The organism is Erythrobacter sp. F6033 (assembly GCF_023016005.1).
Classification (GTDB): domain Bacteria; phylum Pseudomonadota; class Alphaproteobacteria; order Sphingomonadales; family Sphingomonadaceae; genus Erythrobacter.
The window spans coordinates 1,357,419-1,373,280 of the sequence record NZ_JALKAZ010000001.1 but is presented as its reverse complement, the minus strand read 5'-3'; the positions used below and the strand labels follow the sequence as shown (position 1 = coordinate 1,373,280).

Genomic DNA, 15,862 nt, shown 5'->3' with positions numbered 1-15,862 from the left:
ATGCTGACACTCGAAGAGGCCCAGGCGAAGCTACTCGCTCTTGCGTCAGACATTCCGCCCGTTGAGATCCAAACCCATCTCGCGCAGGGTCATCATGTCAGCGAGGATGTCACAGCCGTCCGAACTCAACCAGCGGCTGATCTGTCAGCGATGGATGGATACGCAATCTGTGGGAACGGGCCATGGGATCTCGTGGGAGAAAGCCGCGCAGGCGCTCCCTTAAAAGGGCATCTGATTGATGGGCAGTGCGCCCGCATATCAACCGGCGCCCATCTCCCTGACGGTTCTGACCGCATTCTGATCCAAGAGAATGCTGTTGTCGACGGTCAGACAGTGAGCCTGCGCAAAGGCGAAGTCGTGCCGGAATCGGCGCAACACATCAGGCGCGCAGGTTTCGATTTTCATGAGGGCGACACTTTATTGCATCGCGGGACACTGATAGGACCTGCACAGATTGCCCTCGCGCTCTCTGGCGGCCTCTCTTCTCTGCCAGTGCTTCCCGCGCCGAGAATTGCTGTGCTTGACAGCGGAGACGAGCTTGTTCGTTTGCCCGCGACACTGGCGGCTCATCAAATTCCCGCGAGCAATGGCGCTATGCTTCGCGCAATGATTTCCCCGATTGCCGGCACGATCGATTTGCTCGGCCCGGTGGCGGACAATTTGGACGCATTGGCCGATGCCCTTTCAAAAACCAATGATTGCGACGTGCTTGTCACCTCCGGCGGCGCTTCAGTTGGCGATCATGATTTGATCCAGCAAGCGCTGATCAATTGGGGGGCAGAGATCGAGTTTTGGAAAGTCGCAATCAAACCGGGTAAACCGCTGATGATTGCAACCCGCCAGTCTGAGCAACGAAAGCAGGTGATATTGGGGCTACCAGGCAATCCCGTCTCCAGCTTCGTCACCTGTTACCTATTTGCATTGCCCCTGATCAGGGCAATGATGGGTTTTCAAACCCCTTTCCCAGGCCTGACCCAAATTCCAACAAAGCAAGACCTTCCCCCTGGCGGGCACCGAAGAGAATTTCTCAGAGCCGTATCAGATGGACAATCGGTTTGGCTCACAGATTCGCAAGATTCGAGCGCTCTTCAATCACTGGCGAAAGCGAATTGCCTCATCGATAGACCTTCTGGATGTGCTGCTTCACAAGCCGGAGCCGAAGTTGGCGTCTTTTGGCTCGAAAATGGCGGTAAACCGAGGTCTTGAGAGACTGGATCAGGTTGACAGGCCCTCTAAGGTTGCCTATTCGTTCCACATTCGTTCACCTTATTGGCGGACGGCCAGTATTCATAACGCACCTCTCTGTGGTGCCTCTTTGGGTGCGCATATGTGGCACTAGAAAGCGTGTATGCGCTTTTGCGAATGGTGCGTCTTAGGGAGCAAACTCCATGCTGACGGCAAAGCAGCACGAATTAATCCGGTTTATCCAACAACGGCTTGACGAATCCGGCATTTCACCAAGCTTCGAAGAAATGAAAGAGGCGCTCGACCTTAAGAGTAAGTCGGGTGTTCATAGATTGATCTCAGCTCTTGAAGAACGCGGTTTTATTCGGCGTCTTCCCAATCGCGCTCGCGCGCTTGAAGTCATCAAGATGCCAGAGGACGCGACCCCGACGCCGCGTAGCTCTTTAGCCGCCAATGACACTATCGTAGCGGGCAATGCTGCGATGAGGGCTGCCCCGGAACCCGCGAATGATGTGATTGAGATTCCACTTCATGGGCGGATTGCGGCTGGTGCACCGATTGAGGCTCTCGAAGGTCAAAACTCACTCCCAGTCCCAGCTGCTCTGCTTGGTCCGGGCGAGCATTACGCTCTTGAGGTGTCTGGTGACTCGATGGTCGAGGCTGGCATTTTCGATGGTGACTTTGCGCTTGTGCGCCGCACCGACAGCGCGCGGGACGGTGAGATTGTCGTTGCGCTAGTGCGCGGTGAAGAGGCGACTTTGAAGTATCTTCACAAAGAAGGTGCTAGCGTCAGATTGGATCCAGCAAACGCTGCCTATGACCCTCAAGTCTACGGCTCAAACGAGGTGCAGGTTCAGGGCAAATTGGCTGGCCTGCTCCGTCGGTATCATTGATTATGTGAGCGCGGGGCGGTGTCAGTCACCCTCCCCGCGCCACCACCCGTGTTCGCCTTGTCGCGATGCAACGCTGTCTATCCGTCCGTTCACTAGGATGAGCGATAGACCGCCGGTTTCCTCCAGCATTCTCCTGTCAGCCTTCAACCAGCGCGGTGAGCAGGACATAGGAAGATAGCGGTCTGCCACGACGATATCTGATCGTTCGCAGGCCGCAGCAAGGGCACGTTCTTCAACAAGGTCCCTGTTGCGCGCCAGCATAAGCACCCACGTTCTTCCTCCTCTTTCGATCTCTAAGACACAGAATTCATATGAGCAGCGTGCCCCAGGCCAGTCGGCGATTGGGACCGGATCGCTGGTGATACTCGCCAATTCAAGCAAATTGTCTCGGGAATAGGATGACCGACTGTCACGAAGTGACAGCAACCTGCGTCCTCCATTTGGATCCTCAACGGTTATTCCAACATGCTTACCTTCGCGGCCGATCAGCACATCCGGAATGGGGGTGCGAATTAGCATGGCCGCAGCCAACGAGACGGGCAAAATTCCGAGTAATCGAGCCGAACCGTTCCAAAGCGCCAACCACAAAGAGCCGACAACGAATAGCGCAATCGTGCCGTACCCCATTTGCGGCATCAATTTCACTGCACCTGGCTGGGATGAAGTGAAGTGGGCAATCGCCAACAGCGCATCAAGTGACTGTTGAACCAGCCACCAAACCGGTTTGCCAAGCCCGATCAAATCGAGAAATAAGCCAATTGCAATCAGGGGCATCGAAATGAATGTGACCATTGGGATCGCAACGACATTTGCAAACGCCCCGTACACACCGGCTCTGTGAAAGTGGAACAGCACAATCGGCATGAGCGCGATTTCTATGACCATGCCGGTCACAAACAGCATCATGATTTGTCGCCCGCTCCGCCGCCACCACGGTTCCTCTCTCGGAGCTAGAAAGCGTTTCGCAGGTGATGAGGAATGCAAAGCCACAATTGCGATCACGGCGGAAAAGCTCATCTGAAAACTTGGTCCGACAATGCTCTCTGGCCATAGCAACAAAACAAATACCGCAGCGGCCGCCACCATTCTTAATGAAAGCGCATCGCGACCCATCGCGAGAGCAATCAACACCAGCATTGCCGCAGCGCAGCTCCTAACCGTTGGAACTTCAGCACCAGTAAGCAACGTATAGCCGATGCCGGAAAGCGCCCCCACACTGGCGGCGATAATCGGCAGCCGAATTCTAAGCGCAATTGGCGGAAACAATGCGAACAATTTGAGCGCAAGAAAATATGCGCCGGCGATCACCGCGCTCACATGCAATCCACTTATAGACAGAAGATGCGTGAGGCCTGCGTCGCGCATTGCCTCCTCATCGGCTTCAGCAATGGCGCCGCGATCTCCACTTGCAAATGCCGCGGCAATTGTGCCCGCAGAACCGTCCACTCTCTCGCGGACACGTGACGACAGCATCCTTTGAATGGCTGGAATTCGCCCTGTTTTCGACGCGCTTTCAATGATTTCAATTGGCCCGATGACGCTTCCAGTTGCAGCAAGACCTTTAAACCACGCCGCGCGTGCAAAGTCATAAGACCCTGGAAGCATTGGGCTAGCCGGAGGCATCAACCGTACACGGGCCTTGATGACTGCCCCTTCAACTAAAGGTATTCCCGTCTCCTCGGCCCCGGTCAGCGTTTCCGTTGGAACATTGATCCGAATCTTGCGAGCAACGCCCGCTTCGGGGTCTCTGATTGCCAGCGTTAGACGAGTGCGCTCCTGCGCTGGCTGATCCTCCCGTTCGAGAACATAGCCCTGGATCCGTTCAACGGCCCGACGCTCGTATGGCTCGGCGCCAACCAATTCGGACCTTACCCAGATCGTGCTGAGGCCCGCTGCAAATACCAAACTAACAGCAATCATGGCCGACCGCAGATGTCCGCGCGTATCGTCGCCTCTCCAAGCAGCCAAGCCCGCTAGTGAAATGAGAATGCAAACGCCGATTGTGGCGGTCCATTGCCACGGATTTTTAAGGGCGAACCACGTCAAAATCCCGCCACCAAACGCCACTGCAAGCCATGGCGCACGATCAAAGCCTGATCTGCTAAGAAAATTTTCTGCCGCGTCCCCTGCTCTGAGCAGGAATCCAGGCTTCAATAGACTGGACAGGCCCGCGCCCCTTTGCCAAGGGCGCTGCAGTGCAACATCATCGGCAATGTCGGTTTCGGAAACCTCGTTGCCCAATGGTACTATTGGCGGCTCACGCATGGTGCCCCCCTGAACACAGGGATGAATTGAAAAGGAATTCAAGCGACATGGCAAGTGAAAGCAGCAATGTTTCCAGTAAAGTGGTTACGCGATTTGCTCCGTCTCCTACAGGTTTTCTTCATATCGGAGGGGCACGTACTGCGCTTTTCAATTGGCTTTACGCACGGCACCACGGTGGCAAAGCGCTGCTTCGGATCGAAGATACTGACAAGAAGAGGTCCACTCAGGAGGCGATTGACGCAATTCTTGATGGACTGGAATGGCTTGGCCTCGACTATGACGAGGCACCAACGTTTCAATCTGCCCAAGCTGATCGGCATGTCGAAGTTGCTCAGAAGCTTCTCGATGCAGGTCACGCATATCGATGTTTCGCGACGCCCGAAGAACTTGAGCAAATGCGCGCAGAGCAGAGAGCGAACAAGCAGCCGATGCGTTATGATGGACGCTGGCGCGATCGCGATCCTTCAGAGGCTCCGGAAGGCGCGCCTTTCACAGTCCGCTTGAAAACCCCGCAATCGGGCGAAACGACCATTGTGGACGAAGTCCAAGGCACAGTTTCAGTAAAGAATGACGAGTTAGATGATTATATCATCCTACGCGCGGATGGATCGCCGACCTATATGCTCGCCGTTGTGGTGGACGATCATGATATGGGCGTGACCCACGTCATTCGCGGCGACGATCATCTCAACAACGCCTTCAGGCAGCTACCAATCTATCGGGCGATGGAAGAGATCGAAGGCGGTTGGCCAGATCCCAGCTACGCCCACATCCCCCTTATTCATGGCTCAGACGGCGCGAAGCTCTCAAAACGCCATGGGGCGCTGGGTGTAGAGGCGTATCGCGACGAAATGGGCGTCCTGCCGGATGCGCTCTTCAATTATCTCCTCCGCCTTGGTTGGGGCTATGGCGATCGGGAAGAAATCACCCGCAGCGAAGCAATCGAACTGTTCGATCTTTCCGGCGTCGGCAAAAGCCCATCTCGTTTCGACACGAAGAAGCTCGAAAACCTCAACGGTCACTACATCCGAGAGGCAGATGATGAATTGCTGGCTGGCCTTGCAGTGGAGCACATTGTGGGGGAAGCCGATACTGCGTTGCTTGCCAAAGCGATGCCGGTTCTGAAAACCCGTGCGAAGAGCATTCACGAAGTCGCTGAAGGTGCGGGCTTTCTTTTTGCCACGCGGCCTCTCGAAATGACGGAAAAAGCGGCAAAATTGCTGGATGATGATGGTCGAGCGCGATTGTCATCCATTTCGGACGCTCTGAAACGCGAAAATGACTGGACAATCGAAGCTCTCGAAGCCACTACCAAATCGCTTGCAGAGGAACTGGAATTGGGCCTTGGTAAGTTGGCGCAGCCAATGCGAGCTGCCCTCACTGGGACGACAACCTCGCCCGGAATTTTCGATGTTCTGGTCCTTTTGGGACGGGAAGAAGCCCTTGCCCGGCTCGACGCACAAGCTGCGTGAGCGCACGGCGAGGCACAGGAATTAAAGCAGGAGACACATCTTGGCAGATCAAAACGCCAAACTCGAAGTAGGCGGTGAAGCATTTGAATTCCCCGTTCTTCAGGGAAGCACCGGCCCGGATGTGGTCGATATCCGTAAACTTTATGGCCAGACTGGCAAATTCACGTTTGATCCTGGCTATAAGTCGACGGCCAGCTGCGAGAGCGCGCTGACTTATATCGATGGGCAAGAAGGTATTCTGCTACACCGCGGTTATCCGATTGGCCAACTCGCCGAGCATTCCAGCTTTATGGAAACGTCCTACCTACTCCTGAACGGTGAATTGCCAACCAGCGAAGAACTGGATGATTTCACATACACGATCACGCGGCACACAATGCTGCATGACCAAATGCGCCAGTTTTATCAGGGTTTCCGCCGCGACGCGCACCCTATGGCCATCATGTGCGGCGTTGTTGGAGCGCTATCGGCTTTCTACCACGACAGCACCGACATCTCCGATCCCGAGCATCGCAAGATTAGCTCGCATCGTTTGATCGCGAAAATGCCTACGATTGCTGCGAGTGCGTATAAGTACTCCATCGGTCAACCGATGATGCAGCCGGACAACTCGCTCAGCTACACTGGCAACTTCCTGCGTATGACTTTCGGCGTTCCAGCAGAGGAATACGAAGTCATTCCGGCAGTTGAGAAGGCGATGGACCGGATTTTCATCCTTCATGCCGATCACGAGCAGAACGCTTCAACATCCACCGTTCGCCTTGCTGGCTCATCCGGAGCAAACCCGTTTGCCTGCATTTCAGCTGGTATTGCGTGTTTGTGGGGCCCCGCGCATGGCGGCGCCAACGAAGCCGCGCTCAACATGCTGCGCGAGATTGGCACGCCTGATCGTATCCCGCACTATATCGAGCGGGCCAAGGACAAGAACGATCCGTTCCGCCTGATGGGCTTCGGTCACCGTGTTTACAAAAACTACGATCCGCGTGCGACTGTAATGCAGAAGACTGTGCGTGAGGTTTTTGAGGCTCTCAACGTCACAGACCCAGTGTTCGAAACCGCACTTGCTCTGGAAGAAATGGCTCTAAACGATCCGTATTTCCAAGAGAAAAAGCTATTCCCGAACGTGGATTTCTATTCTGGCGTAATTCTGTCAGCGATTGGCTTCCCTACCACGATGTTCACGGCACTCTTTGCGCTCGCTCGGACAGTGGGCTGGGTCGCGCAGTGGAACGAGATGATCTCGGATCCAGCTCAGGTTATCGGTCGCCCTCGTCAGCTCTACACCGGGCCAACGCAGCGCGATTACGTGCCTCTTAGCAACCGCTAAGCTAGGATTTACTTTAGGGCGGTGCTCGACCGGCTTGCATTGCAGGTCGTCGGGGCCGCCCTAACTGTATCTAGACCGCTATCATTTCGGCATGTGAGTGGTTTGAACTATTCGGCAGCCGAAAGCGTGAGTGTAAATTCCGCGCCAGGCGCGTCACTATTCGCCGATGCCGGAGCGAACGTCAGATCACCATCCATCGCCAAAGCCAATTTGCGCGAAATATAAAGTCCGAGCCCAGAGCCCGCACTTGGCCCGCCACTACTTTCTCGACCAAGTCGTTCAAATTTGTCGAAGATCTTGTCCGCTTGGTCCTCCCGAATGCCTGCCCCTTCGTCTGAAACAGATACCGAAACCACGCCGGCATAGTTTTCAGCAGTGGCAATTGTGACGGTGCTTCCCTCCGGGGAGTAGGCAATCGCATTGCCAACAAGATTGATGAGTATCTGCAAGACTCTTCGAAACTCGGCCTTGGCGATCACGTTTTCGGATTCGTCGAGAATATCAATTGCAATGGAGCGGTTTTGAGCTCGAACCCCCAGGATCCCTGCGGCACGCTTTGCTGCATCAACTAAATCGACCTTTTCGCCGATTGTTGAGAAACTTGGAGCCTCGACAACCTCAAGGTCAGTTAGATCATCAAGCATAGCGGAAAGATGCTGCCCGGCTGCCGCTATGTTCCCTGCATATTCGCTATATTCTGCCTTGAGTGGACCCGCCAATTTGGCTCGGATGGTTTCAGCATTGGCGATAATGCGAGCAATTGGCTGACGAAGAACCGGTGTGAGCGCGCTTCCGATCAATCGCGTCTGGGGGCTGTATTGTGTCTCTTCTGCGCCCTTTGTATCGATAGTCGGTTGATCGGCCACAAGCAGCAGCTCAAATCCGCGCGGCGCATTGCCAGCGAAACCGATTGGCAAAAGACGCGCCCGCCACGAACGGTCAGAACCAGGTACATCGCACTGAACGCCGTCGAGCAGGCGCCAATGCAGCGGTTGTTGATGAGCAACCCCGCGAAGTTTCACATAATCCGTCCAGACCTTGCCGGGATCCGCTGATACGCCAGCAACGAACTCAGAAACGTCATGGGCCGCGGCATCAAGAAGTTGAACATGTTGCTCTTCGTCTAACCGGGCAATGACCTCTGCGGCCGCGCGGTCCACTGCATCCAGTTGCTCCGCCAACTCGCGATTGGAACGCGCTTTGGGCGGACGGCGCAACCAATTCTCAATCAAGAGCTCGCATCCGCCGCCAATTTCTTCGTCAATGGGATGTATGCGGACAAATCCGCTGACCTCTTCTGCGCCATCATATGCGCGAAACTCACGCGCAATCCTCAGGCCCATTTCACGGGACTGTTCCACAAGATTGAGCAATTCTGGAATTGCCAAGACACCGGGCAGGTCACCCCCGCAGTTTTCTTGCAGCTCCGCCAGAACATCATCCGCAGTAATCAACCGATCCTGCGCATCTGTGAGACCTCTAGCGATCAAGATTTTTTCCGGGTTCTCCATGGTGTTAGCCAAGTCGACCTTTGGTCTGAACCTGCTTGAGCAAAGCTGCTGCGCGGTCCTGAGCAAGGGTGGCGATATCACCCGGCAAGCGATCAACCGGCTCCAAAATCAGGAACTGTCGCTCAATCGAAGCGGCCGATGCCCCCGCAGCTCGCAAGCTCAAAACGAGCCGGGCGGTCTGTTGCTCGTGACAAGCAAGAATAGACAGTTCCCGCGGCTGTTTCGATAGCATTGAGAGCGCAGTAACAAATAGCCCTAGGCCCGCATGCTCAAGCTCAAGTGCGGCGATAGCCCCGCCCTTCATCGACGAAATCAGTCGCGCCAATAGCCCTACCCTTGTCGCGCCTTCATCGTACTGCGCTTTGAGCCGTTTCGATGCGTCAGCAACTTTTGGATCATTCTTGTGCTGCTTTTCCCACCGTTTCAGAACAGTCTGAAACAAATCAGCCGGCAGCTCTGACAGCGGTAGGTCCATCCGTCTCTGACTTTGGATAAAGCGAGATTGCGCGGCCAGAGCCGTCATAGCGAGTTCTGCCGTCTGCGGATTGTCAGACGCGATAAGTTCTTGAAGCAAAAGGCTTACGACGGGATCAATCGAAGCTCTATGCTCGAGCCGTTCTGTCAAATGGGCTTCCATGGCCAGCGCATAGCAATAGCTCAAAACAACGCTGTCGCCTGCCAATAGATCGGTAAGTTGATCAATTGCCTGACCGTTGTCTATCGGTTTGGCTGTTTCATTCATCGCCGCAATGAGCTGTGCCGAGAGAGATGTGAGTATGCCGCGAAGCCGAGCGACGATCGCGTCGCTTACCAGAGTTTGCCTAGAGCTCGCGAGCATGTGGGTAAGGACCGGTGGGACTCCTCGCAACGCACGATCAGCCAGAGCGAGCTCATCCGCGAGGATCATCTCGACATCATCGCCCCTCTCGGGTTTGCCAGATTGGGAATTATTCCCTGTAGTCACCGTTTTGGCCATTGCGCGGCTATTTCCAACGCTCCTAAAGATCGATCAATCGCTGGCTTTGGTTACCCGCCACAAGGATTGGACAAGCGCCAATAGGCCTAGCAGCGCCAAACCTTCGCTCAACACGCCATAAGCGGCACAAATTGCTAGGGTCGCAAGGTGCAACGTACGGTCGTTCCAAAATGGGGCGACGCGGGGCGATGCATTGCGCTCCGCAAGCCAAAACAGCCCGACTGTGAATATCGGCAGAGATGCAAGAGCAATAGGGTCGAATTTGAGAGCGAGAACAAGAGATATGATTGCAAGAGAGTCCAGCAAGATGCGGAAATATCTATGAAAGACGTCAGCTTGCCCTTCACCCCATATGGCGCTTTTGGTCAGGCTTGCGTTAATATAAAAGCACCCGAACAATGCGGCCAAGCTCGCCACACTTAATCCAATAGCGGCATAACCCAACGCGACAATGGCAATGGCGGCTATTGCAAGAATTCCTGCAATTACCGCGCTAGCTGGAGCGACATTCAGGTAGCCTTGCTTCGCAGCCATCCCGACCAACTTCGAAGCAATAGCTGGAAAGGGAGCGGTCCATCTTGGCGCAGGCAGGGCACGATCCAACAAACTCTTCTCGCGCAACGAGATACTGGCGGCATCGCTAGCAAGAAGCCAATCCGCTTCCGGTTCAACATCAAGATGCAATGGGATCATTCCCGTCCGCGATTGCAATGCGAGCCTTAGAGACAAGGAAAACACATCTCCGTCCGATGGAAGGTCTGCGAGTTGTTGCAGATGGGCGGCGCGCATTGTCGCTATTCCGGCCCAGCATCTGGTCGCATCAATTCTCTCGAAATCTGCGGGGCTTGCCTCTGTTAGTTCAGATCCAACCTCTAGCGTCAAAATCGCTTTTCGCAGCTTTCCGTCATCGACCAACACCGATTTTGCAAGATCAGGTTCGACGATCAAGCCGTCTTGGATCATCAAGAGTGCATCGTCTGACCGGAGCAAAGCGACCAATTGCAGTGACGATCGAATGGCATGAAATTCACCGCCCTGCCCTTCAAACTTCCGTTGCAACTCAATGATTTCAGGGATTGGCGCGTCACACAGGCATATGATGCGTTCACAGCCAAACTTTTTGGCAATCGCTACCTGCCAAGCAAGCGCGGGTTCGCCGAGCATAGAGGTAAGTGCCCGTAATTCACCTGTCCCGGTGCGTTTGCGTGCCGACAAAAGTGCCGTGTTCACGGAGGCAATCCCTATTCAACGCGGCTCGATTGAGGCGCGTAACCTTGCTAGGCCGTTTCAAGCCTTTGCTTCAAGCGTCGCACTGTGGATACGAACCTCAATGAGGGCAATAGCGCAGTATTTGCGTCGAAAGTCAGCCAGCGAAACGGTTGAGGACAACCTCTATGTCACGGATGGCCGCCGGCTCGCCGGGTGCAGACAAAAGCGCGTTCTCTGCTGCGATCAATAGGTCTTCGGCATGAAAGCTCGCGGCAAGGCCCTTCAGGCGCATCGCAGCAACATTCCAATTGCCATCGCAACGTGACCGTTTGAGCAAATCCAGTTGCGTGAATGCACTCTCAACGAAGGCACTGCGCAGGTCGCGCATCAACGCCGGGTCATCGCCCGCCGCTGCCGCCAAAGTGGCATCAAGTGCTCCGCTTTCATAAGCCATTGCGCCCGTATATATCCGATATAGTTAAAGCAGGGTTTATCCAATTTCAGGCTGTGGTATCTAAGGGTCATGAGCAAAAAGAACCAAATCATCAGAGCCGTCGGCCAAGAAGCCGATATTAGCGGTGAAACCGTGTTTGAGGCGGAGCACGAAATTGAGCCTGCTGAATATGAGTCGGATGCAGAAGCGTTCGATGAATACGCGGATGAGGACGATCATGCCCCACACCGGTTCCGGTGGTTTTTTCCAGCACTCGCGATCCTAACAGTTGTGGGTTGGACCGCTCTCTATGGTTGGGCAATTCGAGGGGAATTGATGGCAGCCGCTAGCTCAAGCCCGGCGCAATGGACCCGCTGGATTATCGACTGGTCTGTTCCCGTTCTGCTCGTTGCCGTTACCTGGCTGATCGCGATGCGCAATTCCCGCGCTGAAGCACAGCGGTTTGCGAGCACCGCTTCAATGCTGAGCGAAGAAAGTGCAAGATTGGAAGAACGATTGAACGTGGTCAATCGAGAGCTAAGCTTAGCGCGCGAATTTCTGGGCGCTCAATCGCTTGAACTCGAATCCCTCGGCCGTGTCGCTAGCGAAAAAATCTCATCGCATGCGTCCGAGTTGCAAGATCTGATCAAAGCCAATGGCAAACAGGTCGACCGGATTGGGAGCGCAAGCGAAACAGCTCTGAGCAATATGACGAGGCTTCGAGATGATCTCCCAGTGGTTGCAAACTCCGCGCGCGATGTGTCCAACCAGGTCGGCAACGCTGGCAGGACGGCTCAAGAGCAACTCGAAAAGCTCGTTTCTGGCTTCGAGCGACTGAATCAGTTTGGTAGCGCAAGCGAGAAACAAGTTACCGTTCTCGGCAAGAAAGTTGGTGAGACCCTGATCGGGTTTGAAGCGCAATTGAGCCAGATTGAAGGCCTTGTCGCCAATCGTTTCACAGCATTGCAAACCGAAGCCGGAGTGTATCGCGACGAGATTAATGAAGCCGAACAAGCAGCGCTCAGCACGTTGAGCGAGCGGATTACTCTGCTTCAAAGCGATACAAAAGCGGTTTCAGCCCGTCTCGCGGAAGCGGAAACGTCTGCAATCGAGAAGCTTCAGCGGTCAAAAACCCGAGTTGAAGCCGAAATTTCGGAAATGGCGGCGCAACTTGATAGTTTGGACGAGAAAGCGCTCGAAGCGGCCAAGAAACGAATTGGTGAGTTCGAAACCGAGGCGGGTCGTCTCGATGAGCTTCTATCCAGTAGAGACGCCCGCTTTGTCGAAGAAATGGAACGGAAGCAGGCTGCTTTCGAAACCCGCGAAGCCCAGGCGACCGAAGTGTTGGCACAGCGCTTGGCTGACCTCGATGAAGCAATTGCAGAGCGACGTGAAACCCAGTCAGCCGAGACTGAGAAGCTCGTCGCCCATTCACAAAATATGACTGAGCAGCTCGATGAATTGAGCGCCCTGATCGGAAAAATCTCGGATCAAGGCGACGCAACGCGAGAGAGCCTCACCACTGGTCTGGATGATTTGGACAATAGGCTTGAGGCCAAACGTGCGACGCTGGTCGAAACTGAGGCTCAGCTGGAGAAATTGACCGAGGCCAGCGTCCGCTTGCTCGAAATCATTCAATCCGGCGCAAAGCATAGCCGCGAAGACCTGCCTGCGGCGATCAAGACTGCAGCGGATGATCTTGGCGCTGTAGAAACACGGGCGTCCGAGCTAAGCGCGTTGATGTTCGAGACAAACAAACAAGGCAATGATCTCAGTAGCTATCTCGTCCAAACGCGAGAAGACGTCGCTGCGGCCGACGCATCAATAGAAGAGCTGCAAGGCAAACTGGCGGCGCAAACGGAAGACACGCTGGCCAAGTTGCAGGGGCTTCGCAGTGGCCTCGCATCGCTAACCAACGACAGCAAGACACTTGCCGAAGAAACGCAGGAGACTCTGCGTGGTGCCCTCGAGCAGCTGGAAGTATCAACGAAAGCGGCGTTCACAGCATTGGATGACGGCGCGCGCGAGAAAGTGACCGCGCTTGCGGACGGTATAGGCCAAGAAGCCATCGAAGCGCTTGAACGGTCGTTGAGAACGTCGAGCGCTGAAACGATCGGAAAACTTGAGCAAGCTGCAGCGCATGCGTCGGGCGTAGGGCGCGAAGCAACTGTGCAATTGCGGGATCAGTTGGTTAAGGTGAATGAGCTCACTGGCAACCTTGAGCAGCGTATTTCCGATGCACGAGAACACGCTGAGGAGCAGGTCAATAATGACTTCGCACGCCGTATGTCGTTGATCACCGATAGCCTGAATTCAAACGCCATAGACATCGCCTCCGCGCTTTCTGAAGAAGTTTCAGACACCGCCTGGGATGCGTATCTAAAAGGTGATCGTGGCATTTTCACACGGCGCGCTGTGCGGCTAATTGAAGGCGGTGAAGCCCGCGAGATTGCCGATCTTTATCAACGTGATGAAGCATTCAAAGGCAATGTCAGCCGGTTCATCCATGACTTTGAAAAGATGCTGAGATCCATGCTCTCTACGCGCGATGGCAATGCACTCGGTGTGACCGTGCTGGGGTCAGATATGGGTAAGCTCTATGTTGTGCTGGCCCAATCCATAGAGCGTTTCCGCAACTAGGTAGGCTCCGCACCCGGTTGTTTCGGCAAGATGTCGAATACCTCGATGCCGATCCAACCATAGTTGAAATTTAGAACATAAATCGTAGTCAGGACAATTGCGATAATCGTCGCGCGAATGATCAGTTTTCGCGGACGAAAGTTCACCGGTGCGCTCTCGGCCTGCCCGGGGATTTTGACTTCGCCGGTTTCATCTGCGGTCTTCACTCCGAACGGCAGCATGATGAAAGCCGTCATTACCCAAATCAGAAAATAGACAGCAAGGATGGATGTCCACTCCATTACTTCGCACCTTCTCGTACGAGACCGGGCATTATCACTCGAACCTGAGGGCTTTTGCCCGCCCAGCGGCGCGCAGCGCGGCGAGCAGCCAAACGGGCGGCTTCATGAACGGCTGCGGGGTCTTGGGCATCGCGTCCCTTCAACTTCCCGATCGCTTTCAGAATATCTTCCTGAGTTTCTTCGATGAATTCAGGCATATCTTCATCCAGAGGAAGGCCAACGGCTTCAATCGCAGGACGCTCTCCACGCAGAAGAACGACGACCATCACACCTTCGCCAGAGATCCTACGGCGCATCGTAATCGCCTCACCATCAGCGGGCGCGATAATATCACCATCAAGCACCAGCCTCCCGTGACGCACTTGCGCTATTCGGCCCGGGTCACCTGGAGCCAGCCTAACAATATCCCCATTCGATTGGACTACATTGTGCGGAATACCTGACTCTTTGCCGACCTTCGCCTGCTCCCGCATGTGCCGCACTTCGCCATGCACTGGCACAAGGATTTCAGGACGAAGCCATTCATAGAGAGCTTCCAATTCAGGCCTGCCAGGGTGGCCTGAAACATGGATCATGCTTTGACGGTCCGTCACCATCGTCACGCCTTTAGAGGCAAGCATGTTCTGTATCTTGCCAATTGCGATCTCGTTGCCCGGAATCTGTCGAGAGGAGAAGAGCACAACATCACCGCTCGTCAGCTCGATCTGATGATTGTCATCGGCGATGCGGGAAAGCGCTGCACGCGGCTCACCCTGACCGCCCGTTGCGACAATCATGACTTCGCCACGTGGCAGGCTCATCGCAGTGCGGAAATCAACTGTCGACGGGAAGTTCTCGAGATAACCATTGTCTTGCGAGACCTCGATAATCCGGTCGAGTGAACGACCCGCTACGCAAAGCTGCCGCCCCGTTTCACGCGCAACTTCGCCCAGCGTCTGGAGCCTTGCAACATTGCTGGCAAAGGTCGTCACAAGCACACGCTTTCCAGAATGCTTCGCGACCTCTTCCATCAAACCGCGATGAACTGCGCCTTCCGAGCCCGAAGGATTTGGATTGAAGACATTGGTGCTATCGCAAACCAACGCATGCACACCTTCGTCGCCGATTGATCGCAGTTCTTCTTCTGTGGTCGGTTCACCGATGATAGGTTCTTCGTCGAGTTTCCAATCGCCAGTGTGGAACACCTTGCCATAGGGCGTGTCGATCAAGAGGGCGTTGCCCTCTGCAATAGAGTGCGCGAGCGGCAGATATGTGACCGTGAAAGGCCCGATATCGATCTCGCCATGATCGTCCTCGATAATGTTGAGTTCGACTTGGCCAAGGAGACCCGCCTCTTCAAGCTTACGCGCGACCAAATCAGCGGTGAACGGCGTCGCATAAAGCGGAACGCCAAGCTCGCCGGCGAAGTACGGGACAGCGCCAATATGATCTTCATGAGCGTGTGTCAGAACAATGCCGAGCAAGTCCTTGGTCCGTTCTTCGATAAAGTCCAGATCGGCGAAAACCAGATCAACGCCGGGATACTCGTTGCCCGAAAACGTCATGCCGAGATCGACCATCAGCCACTTGCCATCGCAGCCATAGAGATTGACGTTCATGCCAATCTCTCCCGAGCCACCAAGCGCAAGAAAAAGCAGTTCGTTTTCAGGGGTAAAGTTCTTTTTCACGTA

Annotated in this window: 12 protein-coding genes; 5 read left to right on the top strand and 7 right to left on the bottom strand. The window is 54.8% G+C overall.

What is annotated here, in order from left to right; all coding sequences use genetic code 11:
• On the top strand, positions 1-1,206 hold the full coding sequence (locus MWU39_RS06455) for a molybdopterin molybdotransferase MoeA (RefSeq protein ID WP_247159194.1): 1,206 nt from the start codon (positions 1-3) through the stop codon (positions 1,204-1,206).
• A 182-nt stretch (positions 1,207-1,388) separates the two neighbouring features.
• Complete coding sequence (gene lexA, locus MWU39_RS06450; RefSeq protein WP_247159193.1) at positions 1,389-2,078, top strand: transcriptional repressor LexA; 690 nt, start codon at positions 1,389-1,391, stop codon at positions 2,076-2,078.
• Positions 2,079-2,099: 21 nt separating this feature from the next.
• On the opposite strand, the gene MWU39_RS06445 is transcribed toward lexA, so the two are convergent.
• Positions 2,100-4,343, bottom strand: coding sequence for a ComEC/Rec2 family competence protein (locus tag MWU39_RS06445; protein WP_247159192.1), 2,244 nt, complete (start codon positions 4,341-4,343; stop codon positions 2,100-2,102).
• 47 nt (positions 4,344-4,390) lie between these two features.
• On the opposite strand from MWU39_RS06445, the gene gltX reads away from it, so the two are divergent.
• Both gltX and MWU39_RS06435 read left to right on the top strand, forming a co-directional pair.
• Complete coding sequence (gene gltX / locus MWU39_RS06440) at positions 4,391-5,815, top strand: glutamate--tRNA ligase (protein WP_247159191.1); 1,425 nt, start codon at positions 4,391-4,393, stop codon at positions 5,813-5,815.
• 40 nt (positions 5,816-5,855) lie between these two features.
• Complete coding sequence (locus MWU39_RS06435; protein WP_247159190.1) at positions 5,856-7,142, top strand: citrate synthase; 1,287 nt, start codon at positions 5,856-5,858, stop codon at positions 7,140-7,142.
• 107 nt (positions 7,143-7,249) lie between these two features.
• Here MWU39_RS06435 and MWU39_RS06430 read toward each other — a convergent pair whose 3' ends face one another.
• From MWU39_RS06430 to MWU39_RS06415, 4 genes are all read right to left on the bottom strand, one after another.
• A complete protein-coding gene (locus MWU39_RS06430; RefSeq protein WP_247159189.1) occupies positions 7,250-8,665 on the bottom strand; it encodes a HAMP domain-containing sensor histidine kinase in 1,416 nt (471 codons plus the stop codon).
• Positions 8,658-9,629 carry a hypothetical protein gene (locus MWU39_RS06425; protein WP_247159188.1) on the bottom strand — a complete coding sequence of 324 codons (972 nt, stop codon included), beginning with the start codon at positions 9,627-9,629 and terminating at the stop codon, positions 8,658-8,660. Before MWU39_RS06425 ends, MWU39_RS06430 begins: the two co-directional genes overlap by 8 nt.
• Before the next feature lie 33 nt (positions 9,630-9,662).
• Positions 9,663-10,859 carry a hypothetical protein gene (locus MWU39_RS06420; protein WP_247159187.1) on the bottom strand — a complete coding sequence of 399 codons (1,197 nt, stop codon included), beginning with the start codon at positions 10,857-10,859 and terminating at the stop codon, positions 9,663-9,665.
• A gap of 133 nt (positions 10,860-10,992) precedes the next feature.
• Positions 10,993-11,292: an Hpt domain-containing protein gene (locus tag MWU39_RS06415; RefSeq protein WP_247159186.1), complete on the bottom strand. Its 300-nt coding sequence runs from the start codon at positions 11,290-11,292 to the stop codon at positions 10,993-10,995.
• 69 nt (positions 11,293-11,361) lie between these two features.
• On the opposite strand from MWU39_RS06415, the gene MWU39_RS06410 reads away from it, so the two are divergent.
• Entirely contained in the window at positions 11,362-13,911 is a 2,550-nt protein-coding gene (locus tag MWU39_RS06410) for an ATPase (protein WP_247159185.1), read from the top strand.
• On the opposite strand, the gene MWU39_RS06405 is transcribed toward MWU39_RS06410, so the two are convergent.
• Together MWU39_RS06405 and MWU39_RS06400 are read right to left on the bottom strand one after the other, a co-directional pair.
• Positions 13,908-14,192, bottom strand: coding sequence for a DUF1467 family protein (locus MWU39_RS06405; RefSeq protein WP_247159184.1), 285 nt, complete (start codon positions 14,190-14,192; stop codon positions 13,908-13,910). The genes MWU39_RS06410 and MWU39_RS06405 overlap by 4 nt on opposite strands.
• Positions 14,192-15,859, bottom strand: coding sequence for a ribonuclease J (locus tag MWU39_RS06400; protein ID WP_247159183.1), 1,668 nt, complete (start codon positions 15,857-15,859; stop codon positions 14,192-14,194). Before MWU39_RS06400 ends, MWU39_RS06405 begins: the two co-directional genes overlap by 1 nt.
• Between the last annotated feature and the right edge of the window lie 3 nt (positions 15,860-15,862).

What these genes read in the sequence shown, in the direction of transcription:
- MWU39_RS06455 (WP_247159194.1), top strand. Translation starts at nt 1, where the DNA reads ATGCTGACACTCGAAGAGGCCCAGGCGAAGCTACTCGCTCTTGCGTCA.
- lexA (WP_247159193.1), top strand. Translation starts at nt 1,389, where the DNA reads ATGCTGACGGCAAAGCAGCACGAATTAATCCGGTTTATCCAACAACGG.
- MWU39_RS06445 (WP_247159192.1), bottom strand. Translation starts at nt 4,343, where the DNA reads ATGCGTGAGCCGCCAATAGTACCATTGGGCAACGAGGTTTCCGAAACC.
- gltX (WP_247159191.1), top strand. Translation starts at nt 4,391, where the DNA reads ATGGCAAGTGAAAGCAGCAATGTTTCCAGTAAAGTGGTTACGCGATTT.
- MWU39_RS06425 (WP_247159188.1), bottom strand. Translation starts at nt 9,629, where the DNA reads ATGGCCAAAACGGTGACTACAGGGAATAATTCCCAATCTGGCAAACCC.
- MWU39_RS06415 (WP_247159186.1), bottom strand. Translation starts at nt 11,292, where the DNA reads ATGGCTTATGAAAGCGGAGCACTTGATGCCACTTTGGCGGCAGCGGCG.
- MWU39_RS06410 (WP_247159185.1), top strand. Translation starts at nt 11,362, where the DNA reads ATGAGCAAAAAGAACCAAATCATCAGAGCCGTCGGCCAAGAAGCCGAT.
- MWU39_RS06405 (WP_247159184.1), bottom strand. Translation starts at nt 14,192, where the DNA reads ATGGAGTGGACATCCATCCTTGCTGTCTATTTTCTGATTTGGGTAATG.